The sequence below is a fragment of the Mesorhizobium sp. BR1-1-4 genome (assembly GCF_020165375.1).
GTDB classification, from domain to species: Bacteria; Pseudomonadota; Alphaproteobacteria; order Rhizobiales; family Rhizobiaceae; genus Mesorhizobium; species Mesorhizobium australicum.
The window spans coordinates 78,929-96,459 of the sequence record NZ_JAIUIB010000010.1 but is presented as its reverse complement, the minus strand read 5'-3'; the positions used below and the strand labels follow the sequence as shown (position 1 = coordinate 96,459).

General features: G+C 65.0%; 21 protein-coding genes and 1 tRNA gene. 11 read left to right on the top strand and 11 right to left on the bottom strand.

What is annotated here, in order from left to right:
* Window positions 1-64: 64 nt before the first annotated feature.
* Complete coding sequence (ureC, locus tag LB571_RS21815) at window positions 65-1,777, bottom strand: urease subunit alpha (RefSeq protein ID WP_411961382.1); 1,713 nt, start codon at window positions 1,775-1,777, stop codon at window positions 65-67.
* A 167-nt stretch (window positions 1,778-1,944) separates the two neighbouring features.
* Between ureC and LB571_RS21810 the strand changes: the two genes are divergently transcribed.
* Window positions 1,945-2,322 carry a hypothetical protein gene (locus tag LB571_RS21810; RefSeq protein ID WP_140615327.1) on the top strand — a complete coding sequence of 126 codons (378 nt, stop codon included), beginning with the start codon at window positions 1,945-1,947 and terminating at the stop codon, window positions 2,320-2,322.
* Between the two features lie 114 nt (window positions 2,323-2,436).
* On the top strand, window positions 2,437-2,943 hold the full coding sequence (locus LB571_RS21805; RefSeq protein WP_140660195.1) for a hypothetical protein: 507 nt from the start codon (window positions 2,437-2,439) through the stop codon (window positions 2,941-2,943).
* Between the two features lie 53 nt (window positions 2,944-2,996).
* Here LB571_RS21805 and LB571_RS21800 read toward each other — a convergent pair whose 3' ends face one another.
* The 5 genes from LB571_RS21800 to LB571_RS21780 are packed head-to-tail and all read right to left on the bottom strand — an operon-like array spanning window position 2,997 to window position 5,360.
* Window positions 2,997-3,302, bottom strand: coding sequence for an urease subunit beta (locus LB571_RS21800; RefSeq protein ID WP_015314507.1), 306 nt, complete (start codon window positions 3,300-3,302; stop codon window positions 2,997-2,999).
* A gap of 6 nt (window positions 3,303-3,308) precedes the next feature.
* Window positions 3,309-3,896 (bottom strand): HupE/UreJ family protein, encoded by a 588-nt coding sequence (locus LB571_RS21795; RefSeq protein ID WP_224597867.1) that lies wholly within the window; start codon window positions 3,894-3,896, stop codon window positions 3,309-3,311.
* 25 nt (window positions 3,897-3,921) lie between these two features.
* Window positions 3,922-4,176: a DUF1272 domain-containing protein gene (locus LB571_RS21790; RefSeq protein ID WP_224597865.1), complete on the bottom strand. Its 255-nt coding sequence runs from the start codon at window positions 4,174-4,176 to the stop codon at window positions 3,922-3,924.
* 10 nt (window positions 4,177-4,186) lie between these two features.
* Window positions 4,187-4,489: an urease subunit gamma gene (locus LB571_RS21785; RefSeq protein WP_015314510.1), complete on the bottom strand. Its 303-nt coding sequence runs from the start codon at window positions 4,487-4,489 to the stop codon at window positions 4,187-4,189.
* A 28-nt stretch (window positions 4,490-4,517) separates the two neighbouring features.
* A complete protein-coding gene (locus LB571_RS21780) occupies window positions 4,518-5,360 on the bottom strand; it encodes an urease accessory protein UreD (RefSeq protein WP_224597863.1) in 843 nt (280 codons plus the stop codon).
* Window positions 5,361-5,562: 202 nt separating this feature from the next.
* Here LB571_RS21780 and LB571_RS21775 point away from each other — a divergent pair, with 202 nt between their 5' ends.
* The 3 genes from LB571_RS21775 (at window position 5,563) to LB571_RS21765 (ending at window position 7,935) form a co-directional block, all read left to right on the top strand.
* Window positions 5,563-5,817, top strand: a complete 255-nt coding sequence (locus LB571_RS21775) for an acyl carrier protein (protein WP_140711797.1) — start codon at window positions 5,563-5,565, stop codon at window positions 5,815-5,817.
* 4 nt (window positions 5,818-5,821) lie between these two features.
* Complete coding sequence (locus LB571_RS21770) at window positions 5,822-7,030, top strand: beta-ketoacyl-[acyl-carrier-protein] synthase family protein (protein ID WP_015314513.1); 1,209 nt, start codon at window positions 5,822-5,824, stop codon at window positions 7,028-7,030.
* Window positions 7,031-7,230: 200 nt separating this feature from the next.
* The gene (locus LB571_RS21765) at window positions 7,231-7,935 is read left to right on the top strand and encodes a glutathione S-transferase family protein (RefSeq protein ID WP_140615337.1); all 705 of its coding nucleotides are present in this window, start codon (window positions 7,231-7,233) and stop codon (window positions 7,933-7,935) included.
* A 26-nt stretch (window positions 7,936-7,961) separates the two neighbouring features.
* Here the strand turns inward: LB571_RS21765 and LB571_RS21760 are convergent, their stop codons facing one another.
* The 4 genes from LB571_RS21760 to LB571_RS21745 form a co-directional block, all read right to left on the bottom strand.
* A complete protein-coding gene (locus LB571_RS21760; RefSeq protein ID WP_224597860.1) occupies window positions 7,962-8,318 on the bottom strand; it encodes a hypothetical protein in 357 nt (118 codons plus the stop codon).
* Between the two features lie 85 nt (window positions 8,319-8,403).
* Entirely contained in the window at window positions 8,404-9,024 is a 621-nt protein-coding gene (locus LB571_RS21755) for a nucleoside triphosphate hydrolase (protein WP_140660201.1), read from the bottom strand.
* A 137-nt stretch (window positions 9,025-9,161) separates the two neighbouring features.
* Window positions 9,162-10,256, bottom strand: coding sequence for a hypothetical protein (locus LB571_RS21750; protein ID WP_140719295.1), 1,095 nt, complete (start codon window positions 10,254-10,256; stop codon window positions 9,162-9,164).
* Between the two features lie 116 nt (window positions 10,257-10,372).
* Window positions 10,373-12,184 (bottom strand): methyl-accepting chemotaxis protein, encoded by a 1,812-nt coding sequence (locus LB571_RS21745; RefSeq protein WP_224597857.1) that lies wholly within the window; start codon window positions 12,182-12,184, stop codon window positions 10,373-10,375.
* Window positions 12,185-12,443: 259 nt separating this feature from the next.
* On the opposite strand from LB571_RS21745, the gene LB571_RS21740 reads away from it, so the two are divergent.
* From LB571_RS21740 to LB571_RS21715, 6 genes are all read left to right on the top strand, one after another.
* On the top strand, window positions 12,444-13,337 hold the full coding sequence (locus LB571_RS21740) for a D-alanyl-D-alanine carboxypeptidase family protein (protein WP_041163258.1): 894 nt from the start codon (window positions 12,444-12,446) through the stop codon (window positions 13,335-13,337).
* A 253-nt stretch (window positions 13,338-13,590) separates the two neighbouring features.
* Window positions 13,591-14,514, top strand: a complete 924-nt coding sequence (locus tag LB571_RS21735; protein ID WP_224597854.1) for a DUF1003 domain-containing protein — start codon at window positions 13,591-13,593, stop codon at window positions 14,512-14,514.
* 230 nt (window positions 14,515-14,744) lie between these two features.
* A tRNA-Arg gene (locus LB571_RS21730) sits at window positions 14,745-14,821 on the top strand.
* 92 nt (window positions 14,822-14,913) lie between these two features.
* On the top strand, window positions 14,914-15,672 hold the full coding sequence (locus tag LB571_RS21725; protein WP_224597851.1) for an SDR family oxidoreductase: 759 nt from the start codon (window positions 14,914-14,916) through the stop codon (window positions 15,670-15,672).
* A gap of 160 nt (window positions 15,673-15,832) precedes the next feature.
* Window positions 15,833-16,144, top strand: a complete 312-nt coding sequence (locus tag LB571_RS21720; RefSeq protein ID WP_015314540.1) for an ArsR/SmtB family transcription factor — start codon at window positions 15,833-15,835, stop codon at window positions 16,142-16,144.
* 2 nt (window positions 16,145-16,146) lie between these two features.
* Window positions 16,147-16,632, top strand: a complete 486-nt coding sequence (locus LB571_RS21715; protein ID WP_015314541.1) for an SRPBCC family protein — start codon at window positions 16,147-16,149, stop codon at window positions 16,630-16,632.
* A gap of 32 nt (window positions 16,633-16,664) precedes the next feature.
* Here the strand turns inward: LB571_RS21715 and LB571_RS21710 are convergent, their stop codons facing one another.
* Window positions 16,665-17,465 (bottom strand): class I SAM-dependent methyltransferase, encoded by an 801-nt coding sequence (locus LB571_RS21710; RefSeq protein WP_224597849.1) that lies wholly within the window; start codon window positions 17,463-17,465, stop codon window positions 16,665-16,667.
* Window positions 17,466-17,531: the final 66 nt, after the last annotated feature.

Sequence of the window (17,531 nt, the reverse complement as noted above, 5' to 3'; positions counted from 1 at the left end):
GTTGACGAAGCGCATGCGCTTTCATGGCAGTTCATTGCCCATTCATGAATTTCAGCGGAACGTCTCAAAACAGAAAGTACCTTTGCGCCATCGGCAGCACGGTCGCTGGCTCGCAGGTCAAGAGTTCGCCATCGGCGCGAACTTCGTAGGTTTCCGGATCGACCTCGATATGCGGCGTGGCGTCGTTGAGCACCATCGAGTGCTTGCCGATGCCGCCGCGCGTGTTTTCGACGGCGACGAACTGCTTGTCGACGCCGAGCCGGCCGTGCAAACCGGACTCGAGCGCGGCCTTCGAAACGAAGGTCACCGACGAATTGGTCCGGGCTTTGCCATAGGCGCCGAACATCGGCCGGTAGTGCATCGGCTGCGGCGTCGGGATCGAGGCGTTGGGGTCGCCCATCGGGGCGGCCGCGATCATGCCGCCGATCAGCACCATGTCCGGCTTGACGCCGAAGAAGGCCGGGTTCCACAGCACCAGATCGGCGCGTTTGCCGACCGCGATCGAGCCGATGTCCTTCGACAGGCCGTGCGCGATGGCCGGATTGATGGTGTATTTGGCCATGTAGCGGCGGACGCGGAAATTGTCGTTGTCGCCCGTCTCCTGAGGCAATGACCCGCGCTGACGCTTCATCTTGTCGGCCGTCTGCCAGGTGCGGATCGCCACCTCGCCGACCCGGCCCATGGCCTGGCTGTCCGACGAGATGATCGAGAAGGCGCCGATGTCGTGCAGGATGTCCTCGGCCGCGATGGTCTCCTTGCGGATGCGGCTTTCGGCAAAGGCGATGTCCTCGGGGATCGACGGCGACAGGTGGTGGCAGACCATCAGCATGTCGAGATGCTCGGCGAGCGTGTTGACTGTGTAGGGCCGCGTCGGGTTTGTCGAGGACGGGATGACGTTGGGCAGGCCGCAGACCTTGATGATATCAGGCGCATGGCCGCCACCGGCGCCCTCGGTGTGGAAGGCATGGATGGTGCGGCCCTTGATCGCCGCCACCGTGTTCTCGACAAAGCCGCTCTCGTTGAGCGTGTCGGTGTGGATCATCACCTGGACATCGTAATCGTCGGCCACCGACAGGCAGCAGTCGATCGCCGCCGGCGTCGTGCCCCAGTCCTCGTGCAGCTTGAGCGAGCAGGCGCCGCCCAGCACCATCTCCTCGAGCGCGGCCGGCAGCGAGGCATTGCCCTTGCCCGACAGGCCGATATTCATCGGGAAGGCGTCGAAGGACTGGATCATGCGTGCCATGTGCCACGGCCCCGGTGTGCAGGTCGTTGCCAGCGTGCCATGCGCCGGACCGGTCCCGCCGCCGAGCATGGTGGTGATGCCCGACATAAGCGCTTCCTCGATCTGCTGCGGGCAGATGAAGTGGATATGCGCGTCGAAGCCGCCCGGAGTCAGGATCTTGCCCTCGCCGGCGATGATTTCCGTGCCGGGGCCGATGATGATGGTGACGCCGTCCTGCGTGTCCGGATTGCCGGCCTTGCCGATGGCCGCGATGCGGCCATCCCTTAAACCTATATCGGCCTTGAAAATGCCGGCGCTGGCATCGATCACCAGCGCATTGGTGATGACGGTGTCGACCGCACCTTGGGCACGGGAAACCTGGCTCTGACCCATGCCGTCGCGAATGACCTTGCCGCCGCCGAATTTCACCTCCTCGCCATGGATGGTGAAATCCTTCTCGACCTCGATGAAGAGTTCGGTGTCGGCAAGCCGCACCTTGTCGCCGACCGTCGGGCCATACATCTGGGCGTAGGCGGCACGCGTTAGTCTGGCCATCAGCGGTTGCTCCCGAAATGCGGTGTTGGTGAAGCCGGGCTGCACATTGCCGCCCTCCAATGGTCACGCAATGACCCGCTGGGCGACACCTTCCGGACCCATTTGGCGGTTGAGGTGGAAGGGTCACCCCAAAACGACCGTTTGCCAAATCGATGGAAGGAAAATCCATGCGCAAAGCGATAATTCTTGCAGCCGCCGCCAGCCTGATGCTGGCGGGTGCCGCCAGCGCCCAGCAGCAGCCCGCGCAACAGCCCGCCCCGACTACGCCGGCTCCAGCCGCGCCCGGCGGTCAGCAGGCCGCGCCGGCGATCCAGAGCGTCAACGTGATCGACATCAGCGAGTTGCCGAAGGACACCCAGACGCAGGTCAACCAGGTCATTGCCCAGCGTGGCGATGCCGGCCTGCAGAAATTGCGCAGTTCGATCGATGCCACCCCCAAGGTGAAATCCGCCCTCCAGGCCAAGGGCATGACGTCGGCCCAGGTGGTCGCGGCCAGCATGGAGCCGAACGGCGCGCTGACCCTGATCACCAAGAAAGCCAGCTGACGAACCGGCGCGGCGGGCCGGTATCCGGTCCGCCCACCGAACCGGAGAGGGAACCGTGACAGGGCTGGGGACGTTTCGTTTCAAAGGCCTTGAAGCAAACTGCGAAAGCGAACGATGACCCTCACCACCCTGCCCGATCCCCGATGCCATGCGCGATGGTTGCATGTCATTGCCGCGGCTGCGTTTCTGGCGGCGAGTGTCCCGCGGGCGGCGCTCAACGCGCAGGGCCTGGAAAGTCCCGAGACCGTCGACCGCATCGTCGGATCGCAAGTTAACCAGGAAGAGGCCAAGACGACCGCTGAAATCGGAAAAGTCAGTTCGGCGATCGACCGCACGCGCGAAAACATCAGCACGGTGCGCAAGACGTCCAAGCTCGACAAGGTCGATATCGTGTTCCTCACCGACGCGGCGCGCAGCGAAGGCGGCCCGCCGCCAGCCATCGAGAACAAGGTTCGGCAGCATCAGGACGATGTCACTGAGCTGCGCAAGGAGATCGAGGCCAACGCCCTGCTTTTCAATGCCCTCGATTCGCGGCGCGTCCTTGCCCAGGACGTTCTCGCCGTGGAGTTCGACGATCCCGGAAAGATCGTCATCTATGCGGCCGCCAAGCCATCGGGCTGAGCCCCACGCAGCGCTTGCGCGCGCTGGCCTTGCCGGCCATGCATAAGAAGCCCTCACAGCTTGCCCATCACCTTCTGCTGGAAGCCATGGATTTCACGCTTGCCGCCAAGTGGCACCAGCGTGACGTCCCGTTCCTGCCCCGGCTCGAAGCGCGTTGCGGTGCCGGCGGCGATGTCGAGGCGCATGCCGCGCGCCCGTTCACGATCGAATTTCAGCGCCTCATTGGTTTCGTAGAAATGATAGTGGCTGCCGACCTGGACCGGTCGGTCGCCACTGTTGGCCACTTTCAGGATGACGGTCGGCAGACCCTTGTTGAGCTCGATGTCGCCTTGAACGGGGATGATTTCGCCTGGGATCATGGGTCCTCACACGACGCCGAAGGCGAGGCCGAGGCCGATCGCCGCGCAGGCGGCGCCCATGACGCGGGCCACGCCGCGGGACCTCATGCCGAGGCCAAGCCCGACGGCGATGCCGACGGCATGGAGCAGCACGGTGGCGACGGCAAAACCGGCCATATATTCGAGGCCGCCGGCATTTTCCGGCACTTCCGTGCCATGGGCATGGCCGTGCAACAGCGCGAACAGGCCGATGATGGCGACACCGGCCGAAACAGGCAGATCGACGGCCAGCGCCACCAGCAGGCCGAGCGCCACGACGGAGGCCAGTATACCCGGCTCGACGAAGGGCAGCGGCACATGGGCCGTGCCCAGGGCCGCGCCACCCAGCATGACGCCGACGAACGCCGCCGGCCAGACCCAGATCGCCTTGCCGCCCTTGAGGGCTGCCCACAGACCGACGGCGAGCATCACCGTCATGTGGTCGAGGCCCGACAGCGGATGCGTGAAGCCGGCCATGGCGGAGGAGGTCGTGCCGGTGCCGACATGGGCGTAGGCAGGCATGGCCGCGGCCACGAGCAGGATCGCCGAGAGGCACAGGCGTTTGACAGGGATCATTTTACTTGCCTTTCGTTTTGCGGTGTCACGCGGCCTTGCGGGGGCCACAGCCCTCGGCCTTGAGCACGCGTTTGGTCGAAGCCGGATGTTTCTTCTGCATCGCGGCGGGGCGGATCGGCCGGGCCGTAAAATTGCCGCCGCAATTTGGGCAGACGCTGCCAAGCACGCTTTCGACGCAGCCGGCGCAAAAGGTGCACTCGAAGGTGCAGATCCGCGCATCCGTCGCTTCCGGCGGCAGATCCTTGTCACAGCATTCACAGTTCGGGCGCAGTTCAAGCATGTCTGTCTCCTCACCGGATCGGTTCGTGCACGGTCACCAGCTTGGTGCCGTCGGGAAAGGTCGCTTCCACCTGTACGTCATGGATCATCTCGGCGATGCCTTCCATCACCTGAGCGCGGCTGACGACATGGGCGCCGGCCTCCATCAACTCGGCCACCGGGCGACCATCGCGGGCGCCCTCAACGACGAAATCGGTGATCAGCGCGATCGCTTCCGGATGATTGAGCTTGACGCCGCGCTCCAGCCGCTTGCGCGCCACGATCGCCGCCATGGCGATCAGCAGCTTGTCCTTTTCCCTTGGCGTCAGGTTCATGCGTCTTCCTGAAATGATGCGGACACAGTCACAGTGACCATAATTTGGGCAGCCCCGCTTTTCCGTTGAGCAATCCGACGAGCGGGACCAGCCGCTGGCGCAGCTGGTAGCCGTCCCCGGCGTAAAGCCTCGCAAGAAGCTTGCCAGATGTCTTCACGGTCCAGACGCTGGCGCCACCCCGGTCGCCAATGATCTCCCTGGCCTGGTCGAGCAAGGCTTCCGCGCGCGGCGACACCAGCAGCAGCGTGGCCACGGCGATCGCGCCATTTGCTATCGCCTGACGGGCCATGATGTCGGCGATATCAGGTCCGATGCGGAAATCCTCGGCGTGGATGAGGGTTCCTTCCCTGCGGATACGCCAGCGGTCGCGAAAAGTGCCCTGTGTGGCACGTTCGCCCATGGCCAGGCGGCCGAAGACGGCCGCTTCCAGCACCAGCGCCTCGGCCCCCGCGGCAAGCTCGACGTCCAACGTACGGACAAACGCGGCGCGATCGAAGACGATGGTTTCCTGCGGCAGCCAGGCGATGCTGCCGTTCTCTCCGACGGTCAGCCTGACCCGGACTTCGGCATGGTCCGATGCGGCGCGATAGACTTTTTCGCAGGCCTGGGTCGTTATCCCCGCGCTGGCATGCGGGCCGACATCGACATCCCAGCCGAGGCGGTCGCCGCCGGTCAGCCCGCCGGCGGTGTTGATCAGGACGGCCTCCAGCGGGCCGGCCGAAACATACGGCAGCCTTATCTTGGCGGAGCCGTCCTGATAGAGGCGCCGCAGCCGCGTGCGGCCGTCAATGCTGGCGCAACCTAGCCGCGCCTTGCCCGCCGCGCGCTGGGCCAGCTGACCTGAAAACTTGGTATTTTCGATCGTATCCACGCCGTCAGGTTAAGCACTGTGGCGCTTTTGTCGACATATAGCTTGTTGCTTGATGGCGTTTCCGTTTCTATAGAGGGAACCACCTTGGTACGATCAGGCGACGCTTGGCGGAGGGATAAGGCGAAGATCGCGGCCTGATATCGAGGACAAGAAGGCGCCGTTCAGTTGGCGTCGGGAAACGACACAGTGGGGAAGAAACCGAATGGCTGACCAGCTGGCAGCGGACATCATCGAGAAGATCAAGGCCCATGCCGAGCCGGGCGGCGAGGACATCACCACCACAACCGAATTGACGGCGCTCGGCATCCATTCGCTGGAGCTGACCGAGATCATCTTCGACCTCGAGGAGCAATATGGCATCGAGATCGAGATGAACACGGTCGACGCCTGGAGCAACCTGAAGAACGTCGGCGACATGGTCGAGGCCGTTCGCGCGCTGATCGCGAAAAAAGCCTGACCGAATGCTGAAGCGCGTCGTCATTACCGGCATCGGTGGACTGTGCGGATTGGGCACCGATGCGCAGGCAATCTGGGCCGAGATGCGGGCCGGCCGGTCGGCGATTGGCCCGATCGACAACCCCTTCCTGCACGACCTGAAGGTCAAGACCGGCTGCGAGATCAAAGCCCTGCCGGATCACGGCATCGAGCGCAAGCAACTGGTGTCGATGGATCGCTTCAGCCTGCTGGCGGTGCTCGCGGCGAAAGAAGCCATGCGGCAGTCCGGATTGGTCCCGCATGCGGACAACACCTATCGGATGGGAACCATTGTCGGTGTTGGCGTCTGCGGCTTCGAGACCGTCGAGGAGAATTATCGCGCCATCCTGCTCGAGGGCAAGAATCGCGCCGGTATCTTCACCGTTCCAAGAGTGATGCCGGGCGCCGCCGCCGGTCAGGTCAGCATGCATCTGGGTTTGCGCGGACCGGTGTTCGGCGTCACTTCGGCCTGTTCGTCGGCCAATCATGCCATCGCATCGGCGGTCGACCAGATCAGGCTCGGGCGCGCCGACGTGATGGTGGCCGGGGGCACCGATGCGCCGCTGGTGTGGGGCGTGCTGAAGGGCTGGGAGGCGCTGCGTGTGCTTTCGCCCGACACATGCAGGCCGTTCTCGGCCGACCGCCAGGGGCTGGTGCTGGGCGAAGGCGCCGGCATGGCGGTTCTGGAAAGCTACGACCATGCGATGGCACGCGGCGCCACCATTTTGGCTGAAATCGCCGGCGCCGGCCTTTCGGCCGATGCCTCCGATATCGTCGCGCCGACCGTCGAGGGGCCGGAAGCGGCGATGCGCTTCTGCCTGGCGGATGCCGGGCTCAATCCCGAAGACATCGACTACCTTAACGCGCACGGCACCGGCACCAAGGCCAACGACCAGATCGAAACCCTCGCGATCAAGCGCGTCTTCGGCGACCATGCGCGCGCGCTATCCGTCTCCTCGACCAAGTCGATGCACGCGCATTGCCTCGGCGCCTCGGGCGGGCTGGAGATGATCGCCTGCGTCATGGCGATCCGCGAAGGCGTTGTGCCGCCAACGGCGAATTACCGCGAGGCCGATCCCGACTGCGATCTCGACGTGACGCCGAATGTCGCGCGCGAGCGCAAGGTGCGCGCCGCCATCAGCAATGGCTTTGCCTTTGGCGGCACCAATGCCGTGCTGGCCTTCAAGGCAATCTGACCCCGGGCGGTTACCACCGGCCGGGCGGTCACCACCTGGCCGCGCGGTCACCACCGTTCGCGCGGTCCGAATTGGGTGACTGTCCGTGCGTGGTGAAAGCGGCGCCGCCATATTGATCCGGCCTCGCCGCAGCCCTAATTCTTGGCCGATCCGCCAATATCGCACCGCTTGGTGCGCATCCCCCCGCTCAGGAGTTCCCGATGGCCGACCTGTCCGCCTTTCCGATCGCAAGCCGCTGGCCGGCCAAGCATCCGGACCAGATCCAGCTCTATTCGGCAACGACGCCGAACGGCGTGAAGATCTCGATCGCGCTGGAGGAAATCGGCCTGCCCTATGAGCCGCACCTGATCAACATCGGCAAGAACGAGAGCTGGACCCCGGAATTCCTGTCGCTCAATCCCAACGGCAAGATCCCGGCGATCATCGATCCCGACGGACCGGACGGTGCGCCGATCGGCCTGTTCGAATCCGGTGCGATCCTCCTCTACCTGGCGGAAAAGACCGGCCTGCTCATGCCTGTCGACGCGGCGCGGCGCTACGAGACGATCCAGTGGGTCTTCTTCCAGATGGCGGCGATTGGGCCGATGTTCGGCCAGGTCGGGTTCTTCCACAAATTCGCCGGCCGCGAGATCGCCGACAAGCGGCCGCTGGAGCGCTACCGCGACGAATCGCGCCGCCTGCTCGGCGTTCTCGACGTCAGGCTGAAGGGCCGCAAGTGGATCATGGACAATGACTACACCATCGCCGACATCTCGCTGCTCGGCTGGGTGCGCAACCTGATCGGCTTCTACGAAGCCCGCGATCTGGTCGGCTTCGACGATTTCGCCAATCTGGCAGCCTGGCTGGAGCGAGGCCTGGCGCGGCCGGCGGTGCAGAAAGGCCTGACCATTCCGGCGCGAGGCTGAACCCGTCAGCCCACGGGAAGAGCGGCCTACTTTGCTTTCGCCTTGGGTCCGCCCCTGCCGACCACGGAGGCGGCAAGGGATGCCACGCCCCGCGCTGTGGCCACGACCGCGCCGGCGGCGACATTGGCCGCGGTGCGAACCTTCGAGCCGCCGCCTGCTTTCGAGCCGCCGGCCACGGCCGGCTTCTTCGCCTGGGCGGGCTTGGCGGCCGCTTTCGGCACGGTCGCTTTCGACCCTGGCACGACTTTTTTCGGCGCCGCCTTGCCGAAGGCCTTCGCATCCTTGGAGCGCTGGGCGATCGCCGGGCCAGCCCCGGCCGTCGACCGCGGCGCTCTCGGTTGTGCCGACTTGCCCCTGGCGGGCTTTTTTGTGTTTGCTGCCATCGGACGGAATCCCTCTTCTGGCATGATTGCCTGATCGGGATAACGCGTTGTAAGTCTTAAGGTTCCCGCCGAAAAATACTGAAAATTAACCGGGTTGACCAAAGACCAGGTCGGCCGCCCGGCGCCGCGCAAGCACGCGTTCGATGTTGGGCATGTCGTTGGAGGCGATCCAGGCGCGCGCATCCGCGTCGGAACGTCCATGCTCGTGCCAGCGTTCCATCAGGCGGCGTTCGAGCTCGTTGCGCGGCACGTCGACGAAGATCGAGAAATCGAACAGCGGCGCCAGGCGCGACCACGGCTCCTCGTCGAGCAGCAGGTAATTGCCTTCCACCAGGATGAACTTGGTCTCGGCGCCGACAATCGCCGCGGCGGCGCGCGACAATTCCATGCCGCGGTCGAACACCGGAATGGCAATCTCGGCCTCGCCGGCGCGGATGCGCTTCAAAAGCGTCTCGAAGCCGCCAAAGTCGAACGTGTCGGGCGCGCCCTTTCGCGCCCGCAGACCGCGCCGCTCGAGCACGATGTCGTCATAGTGGAAGCCGTCCATGGGCACGACCTCCACCGCGCCTTCCGGCAAAAGGTCATGCAGGCTTGCCGACAGTGTCGACTTGCCGGCGCCCGGCGGCCCGGCAATGGCGACGATGAAGCGATTTGCCTTGCCGGCGCGCTTGAAGATGGTGGCGGCGAGGTGGGCGATTTCGGACATTTTTCGGCTCCTTCCGCGGATTTGGACGCATCTTGTCGGCGGTCGCTTGAAATTTCAAACCGCGATTTGCACGATTTAGAGCGACCGGTTGTGGAGTCAGCAGTGGCGACTGCGATTAGTCCGTTACGGCTTTGTCTTCAGCATGCCGCTGGCTGGCCGATACGCAGAAATTCGCTATCGAACGGGACCTCCGATACCGCGGCGCCAGCCAACCGCAGGCGGCCACCCGCCGTGGTGATCGCCCACGGAGGCTCGCCACCCGACAGGGGCAACGCACCGATGACATGGCGGAACGAGACGCGATCCTGGCCGAGCGCGAACGCGGTCGCCACGCCCTCGCGCTTCAGCCAGTTGTCGCCAAGCGAGGCGGCGTGGCCGACCGCGGTGCGCCCGTCCTCGATGCCGAGCACGCCGAGATGGCGGCCGCTCCACGGCGCGTAGTCGCGCCCGCCATTGCTGAACCACAGCATGGTAACCGGCAGTTCGGCCGGGTTCTTCAGCACCAGCACCAGATCGTCCTCGGCCTGGCGCGCAAGCGCGGTCCAGCCCGGCCCGCCATGGTCGGCCTCGACCAAGGTGAGGAAATCCTCGCGCCGATCATCCATGCGGTAATCCGTCAGATCGAGCGTGCCGCCGCCGGCAGCGGGGAAATGCCCGAGGTCCGACGACCGACCGGGGTAGGCCAGCATGAAGCGGCCGCGCGCGGAGTCCGGCTCCAGCGGATCGGCTGGCGTGGCGGCAAACCGCTTCGGCGAGAAAGCCAGCCTGCCGCCGCCTTTCATTGCCGTCATCGGGTGATGGGCGACCGAGATCGCGCCGGACCCGCCGGAAAACACATGTTCCTGGTAGAGGAAAGGATGGTCGTCGCGCAGCGTGAAAATCTTGTCGACGCTGGCGCCCATCACCTTGTGGCGCAGCCGGAAAACCGCGCGCCAGCCGCCATCCGTGGCGCCGCTGTCGACCACATCCCAGGCGCTGTTGGCCGGCCAGCCATGCAGCGGCGCCTCCTCGACATCGCTGCGCGAAAACGGCGCGCACAGAAAGTCGCCGGAGAGCCGGACGGTGCCCCGCGGCAGGTCTGGAGGCAGCGTCTCGCCCGCGTCGACCCAGGGTGCGCGGTGCAGCGGCTTCAATCGGCGCGCGCCGCTCTCGATGATCATGTCGGCGATGTGGCCGACCGTGAGGTCGAGCGAAACCGAAATGCCCTTGGCGTTGATCGTGACTGTATCCATGGCTCTCTCACCCGAATCCGAAGGGTGCCAAGAAGAACCCGTTCGGCGCACCGCGCAAGCGCGCGGGCGCGTATTTTGCATCGGTTTCGCGCTCGCTTCGTCGGAAAATGTCAGCCCTATTGCCGCTTGTAGTCCCGCACCGGCGATTTCGTCCCGTCGGTATAGGTCACCTGCACCGACATCGAGGTCACGCCTTCGGCGACCTTGAAATAGGGCTGGAAATCATCGGGGATGGCGTAGGGGTCCCTGGCATTGCAGGGCGGCATGGGAAGGGTCTTGTCGAGCGCGGCACCATTCAGGCTGTAATGCACTTCCTTGATGGCGCAGCGGTATGACAGCATCTGCGTGAAATAGACCAGTCCATGATTGCCGCTGGCGTCGAAGGCGATCCATGAGGTCCAGAACTGGTCGAGGATCTGCTTGTTGCCCTGTTGCAGGGCGGCATCCGGGTCGAAGCTTATGTCGAACGGGCCGGTCTCGCGCCCCCTGATGTCGAGATATTTGATCGCGATCGTGGTCTGCGCCGTGCTGTCGGGCAATTCGAAGCTCGGATTGGGCATCGGCTTGCCGGTTCGCTGGTCGTTGAGCGCCAGCAGGCCGGTGTCGGTGAAGGGACCGCTGCCGCCTAGACGCCAGGATATCGCGGTCGCCGGCTCGGGCAGCGAAATGGTCATCGACCAGCCCTGGTTGGAACGCATCGGCGTCAGCGACGGCGCGAAGCGGGCGGGGTCGAGCACGTCGCCAAGGGCCGCCAGCCGGCTGCGGCCGCGGTCCAGCCAGTCGGCAAGCTGGGTCTGGTCGACGAAATATCCGAGCAGCCCGCCATCCTTCTCGTAAGAGACGAACTTGGTCAGCGCCTGGGCTTCGCTGCGTTTATCGGCCAGCGTCTGGCTGCCGAGTCGATCCTCCGAGAACTCCTGCGCCAACAGGAAATAGGCCGGCGCATAGTCTGGATTGGCCGCGATGAAGGCGTTGAGCTTGTCGGGCCGCTTGGTATCGTCGAACTGCAGCAGGTGGACGAGCTTGATCGATGGCGCCTTGGCTTTCTCCGCGAGCTGGCCGAACACCTCGCGGGCGCCGGCCTTGCCATCCTGGACCCGCAGAAGTGTGGCAAAGCGCGTATAGGGGTCGATGGCGTCGACATCGAAGCCGGCAAAGGCGAGGTAGGAGCGCCGCGCGTTGAGCATGTCGCCCGAGAGCTCGTAGACGCGGGCATTGTGGTAGAACTCGTCCGGCCGCTTCGGCTCGGCGATGGCGCCGCCTTGCGCGGCCAAGGTGGCAAACCCCTTGGCGATCGTGTCGATCGAGGCGGCGATCTGCTCAGTCGTCGCCTGAAGCTTTTCGGCCTGGGCCACTTGCTGCTGCTGGCCGCCCACGAGTGTCTCGGTGGTTTGCTTGACCGCTTCGACGGTCCTTTGCGTCGCGGCGCCTTGGGCCGCTTGCTGCTGCTGGGCGGAGGCGATCTGATCGGTTTTCTGGGCAACCGTGTCGGTCGATTTCTTGACCTCTTCGACGGTCTTCTGGGTTTGCGTGACCGTCTGCTCGATCCTGGCCACCTTTTCGGCGACGATGCCAATCGACTGCTGCAGTTGGGCGATCGCCGGCACCAGGCTGGCGATGATGCCGTTCTGCGAATTGGTCTCCTTCTGCACGGCGTAGACGCCGCCGGCAACCGCCGCCGCACTGGTGGCGAACACCAGCGCCGGCAGCGCCTTGGCCGCCAGCACGAGCCTGAGCACGATGGCAATGGCGATGATGACGGCCGCGATCGAGGCAGCCAGCGCGATATAGGCGGCGAACGGCGCCAGCGGGTTGAGGATGTCGGAAACGGCGCCGCCGATGAAGGCGATGCTGCCGGCCCATTTGCCGGTGCGGCTGAGCGACGCCCTGATCAATGACGGCGCGGCGCCAGCCCCAATGTCAGCCATTTTGCGAGCCCCCCTGCCGCCAGATGCCACGCTCCTTCCCACGGGAAACGCGGCTTTGGCAAGGAAAGACAGGAAACGGGCGATTTCGGGGCGGTGGCAAGGCTTGGTTCCTCTCCCTGGCCTCTGGCGGGTGGGGAAACAGGTCGCGCCGGCACTCGACATTCCCGGGGCTAACCGGCATTAACCAAATGGACGCACCCGCCGCGTTACGTTAGCTTCGCCTTATCTCAGCAACAGCATCGCCAGAACAGTCCAGCCCTTGTCCTTGCCGCGTCTCTTTCCGCTCTTCCAGAAAATCCTGGCTGTCCTGGCCCTGGCGGCCCTGACGGCCGGCTGCTCGACCACGGCCCCGCCCGACAGCGTTCTGGCCGTGCCGGCGCCGCCGCAGAAATACGCGGCCATCGTCGTCGACGGAAAGAGCGGCAAGCAGCTGTTCGAGGTCAATTCGACGGCGCAGCGTTATCCGGCCTCGCTGACCAAGATGATGACGCTCTATCTGCTGTTCGAGGCGATGGAGACCGGCCGCGTCACCAAGGAAACGCAGATCCCGGTTTCCGACCACGCCGCCTCGCAGCCGCCGACCAAGATGCGTTTCCGGCGCGGGGAGACGATCGATGTCGATTCCGCCATCCGCGCCATCGTCGTCAAATCGGCCAATGACGTGGCGGTGGCGGTGGGCGAATATCTCGGCGGCTCTGAAGACCAGTTCGCCGCCATGATGACATCCAAGGCGCGCCAGCTCGGCATGAGCAGCACCACCTTCCGCAACGCATCGGGCCTGCCCGACGACGGCCAGATGACGACCGCCCACGACATGGCGGTGCTCGGCATGTCGCTGCAGCGGCGCTTCCCGCAGCACTTCCATTATTTCTCCGAAAGCGACTTCATGTTTCGCGGCCGGCTGGTGCGCGGCCATAATGACATGCTCGGCCGCGTGCGCGGCGTGAACGGCATCAAGACAGGCTATATCAGGGCTTCCGGCTTCAACATCGTCACCTCCTACGATGCCGACGGCCGCCAGCTGATCGTGGTGGTGATGGGCGCCGACAGTGCCCGCCAGCGCAACGACCATGTCGAAGCGCTGATCCAGCGCAGCCTGTCGCCCACCATGGCCGACACCAAGACCAGGCTGATGTTCGCCGAACAGCAGTGAAGTGAGGCGTGATCCGCGCAGCGGACAAAAAGCCAATTGCCTGGCTTTGTGAACGATGAACGGTGAAGACACGGTCCGCCCTTGGGCGGACGCCGACCCAAGTCGTGCCTTGGTCACTGTAAAAACCACGCAGCCGGCTACCATCTTGCGACTGTCACGCAATCGTGCGGAAGACGTGGCATAGGCTGCGAATCCGACAGTGGATAAGCGCCGTCGCCTCAGCGTATCCTAACTTACAGCGCAGGAGCCCATCATGAGCACCGTTCCCAAGGCATCCGAGCAGAAGTCGGCCGACAATGAGAACGACAGCGGCGGCGAGTATTTCGAAGCGCCGACCACGCAAGAGGATTTGCACGAGGTTTCCGACGAACATTTCGACACGCCCGAAGTGCCGGACTCCGAGCCATCAGGTCCCGGCGCATCGCGGCTGAAGCCGAAGAAAAAGCCGTCGGCGATCTCGGGCCGCAAATTCCGCAAGCGCGACCTTGTGCGCATCGACACGCTGCGTCCGAGCCTCGCCGACCGCATTCATTCGGACCACCCCGACCTGCCCAAGGGCGCGCGCATCAGCCGCGAGGAGCTCGGCCGCTACCGCATGCGCTACATGGAGGAGCTCTTACAGCAGGAGCACGGCGAATTCTCCGAGCTCGACCGCCAGGTGGTGGAATCGATCGCCCGGCAGGACACGATTTCGGAGAACAGTGAAGAAGAATTCGAGGAGCACCGCTCCTTCGCCGACCGCGTTTCCGACAACATGGCCGCCTTCGGCGGCAGCTGGTGGTTCCTGATCTCGTTCGCCAGTGTGCTCCTGGTGTGGATCGGCATCAACCTGATCGCGGGCATGGCGGGCGCCTTCGACCCCTACCCCTTCATCCTGCTCAACCTGCTGCTCTCCTGCATCGCCGCCGTCCAGGCGCCGATCATCATGATGAGCCAGAGACGGACGGAGGCCAAGGATCGGCTGCGCTCCTTCAACGACTACCGCGTCAACCTCAAGGCCGAACTGGAAGTCCGCCACCTGCACGAAAAGCTCGACTACCTCATCTCGCGGCAATGGACGCGGCTGGCCGAGATGCAGCAGATGCAGCTCGATGCCATGCATGAGCTGGCGAGCGCCAAGAAGGCAAAGCGGGCGGTGCGCGGGCGGCGGCCGGTGAAGAGCCCGGCTGGAGAGTGAGGGGGTGAGGAGTGGTCCGTGTAGCGGACGAAAAGCCAACTGCTTGGCTTTTCGAGCTTCGAACGCCCCGAGCCTGCGAAGGGCAGGATGCCGTACGCGAGGCCCAGACGCATCAAGCCAAGTTCGCAACGCCGCCAATTGCCCGTTGAAGCCCGCGCCCGCTTCCGCTAAGAAGCCGTGACTTGCCGGTTCGGCCGGCTGGTTCGTTTTCCGGGCTCTTCGCCTTGAAAGCACCCGTAGCTCAGCTGGATAGAGCGCTGCCCTCCGAAGGCAGAGGTCACAGGTTCGAATCCTGTCGGGTGCGCCATGCTTCCAATGGTCCGTTCCGGACACATAGGTTACGGTTTATACCGGAGACATGGGTAACACTTCTCACCCGAACGGGTTTTGGAGCCAGACTTGGCCACAACCACCACCAGACGTGTCCTGATCACCGGCGCCGGCGCGGCTGACGGCATCGGCTTTGCCATTGCGCGGCAGTTTGGCCGGGCCGGGCATGCGGTTTTCCTGACCGGCGCCAGCGCGCGGGTGCTGGAGCGCGCTGGCGAGCTTCGCGGCGATGGCGTCGATGCCACGGCCGCGGTCGCCGATCTTACCATCGCGACGGAGGTGGAGCGGCTGCGGGCCGAGGTCGGCGCTGTCGATATCCTGGTCAACAATGCCGGCATGGGATCGCTGGCGTCGCCGTCCGTGGACAAGACGTTCCTGGTGATGAGCGAGGCCGAGTGGGACCGGGGCATCGAGACCAGCCTGAAGACCGCGTTTCTCGTCACCAGGGCGTTTCTGCCGGCGATGGTCGAAACGGGGTATGGGCGCATCGTCAACGTCGCGTCGGTGACCGGGCCGCTAGTATCCTACCAGGGCACCGCCGCCTATTCCGCGGCGAAGGCCGGCATGGTCGGCCTGACCCGGACATTGGCGCTGGAAGTGGCGCGCCACGGGATCACCGCCAATGCCGTCGCGCCCGGCTGGATCGAAACCGGCGCGTCGAGCGAGGCGGAGCGGAGCGCGGCCCTGCATGCGCCGCCGGGCCGCGCCGGCCGGCCCGACGAGGTCGCGGCGGCGGTCGTGTTCCTGGCTTCCGAGAGCGCCAGCTATATCAACGGCGCCTTGCTGGTGGTCGATGGCGGCAACAGCCTTGAAGAACGCAAGGGATAGACGGCGCGGCCAGTCTCATGCCTTGGCGGATTTCCACCTTGGCGCAACTCCTTCCACCGTAATGAAGTGTAACCTCTATCTCGTTAGAAATTTCCCCGCCGCCACCTGGCCGCTGGCACCGTCACTTGACTCAACCATCAGCCTGCACTAATCATAAGTCATGACTGTTGATAGCGCACAGCTTGCCGCCCTGGGCGATCCGACCCGAAGGCAGATTTTCGAGCTGATCGCGGAGCGTCCGCGCTCGGTGGCGGAGGTCACGCGGCAGGTCAGCGTGTCGCAGTCCGCGGTGTCGCAGCATCTCAAGGTGCTTCGCGACTCGCGGCTGGTGCGCGCGGAGCCGAAGGGCGCCAGCAACGTCTACCACATCGATCCGCACGGGCTGGGCCAGATGCGCGCCTGGCTCGACCGGTTCTGGAGCAAGACGCTCGCGGCCTACAAGCTGGCCGTCGAGACCCCACCAGAGGAGTGACCATGAACACCCAGATCCCCATCGCCTCCGTGAAACAATCCGTCGTCGTCGAGGCGCCGATCGAGCGCGCCTTCAAGGTCTTCACCGAGGATTTCGGCAGTTTCAAACCGCCCGAGCATAACCTGCTTGCAGCCCAGATCGCCGAGACGGTGTTCGAGCCTCGCGTCGGCGGCCATGTCTATGACCGCGGCGTCGACGGCAGCGAGTGCCGCTGGGCGCGCGTGCTGGCCTATGAGCCCCCCAACCGCGTGCTCCTGAGCTGGGACATCAGCCCGCAATGGCGCATCGAGACCGATCCGGCCAAGACCAGCGAGTGGGAAGTGCGGTTCACCGCCGAAACGGCTGGACGTACCCGCGTCGAGATCGAACACCGCAACCTGGAGCGCCATGGCCAGGGCTGGGAAGGTGTGCGCGACAGCGTCGCCGGCGATCAGGGCTGGCCGCTTTACCTGCAGCGCTATGCCGATCTGGTTGCTCGGCAGGCCTGATCACGGTTCAAAGGCGCTTCGCGCCTGGGCGGTCAGGGCGCCACGCCCCTGCACGCCCAGGCGACACTGGCGAACGACCTCGGGCCGTCCGGTCGCCCGGCCTGATAGGCATCGCGGACGGCAGCCTCGGTGCGCTCGCACTCGGCTGCCTGCAGCGTGGTCACGTATTTGCCGAGCGGGCCCTCGCCGGCTGAAATCGGCGCCCAGTAATCGGCGAAGTCCTGGTAATCCATGCGGATCATCAGCTCGGTTTCGGTCACGTCGGCCAGCCCCTGCTCGATGAAGGTCCGCTTCATTTCGCCGGGCTGCATCATCGGCTGGAAGCAATAGCGGCCGCGCAGCTGGCGCCCGCTCTCGCTGAGCGCGGCCACCGTGTCGATCATCATGCGCATGCCCGCCATGCCGCCGAGATGGTCCCACACCACAGCCGCGACCACGCCGCCCGGTCGCGTCACCCGGCGCATTTCGGCAACCGCCTTGCCGGCTTCCGGCACGAAGTGAAGCACCAGCAGCGCCAGCGCGCGGTCGAACGCATTGTCGGCGAACGGCAAGGCGGTAGCGTCCGCCTGCTGGATTTCGATGCGCGGATCGGTGTTGCGCCGCTTTGCCGCCTCGACGAAGACAGGCGAAAAGTCGATGGCCGCGATCGCCGCGAGTTCGGCGGATTTCGCCAGTTCGAACGTCAGGCTGCCGGTGCCGCAGCCGACGTCGAGGATCTTTTCGCCGGGGGCGAGCCCGGCGAAGCCGATGAAGCTGGGCGCGAGCTTTCGGCTCCAGCGGCCCATCAGTTGCTCATAGCCGGACGCGTCATGAACGGTGAAACTCGATGTCATATACCCCTCCCTTGGCTGCGGGCGCAGGCTAGACCTCTATCAGGACGAAGCCAACACAGGGGGAGC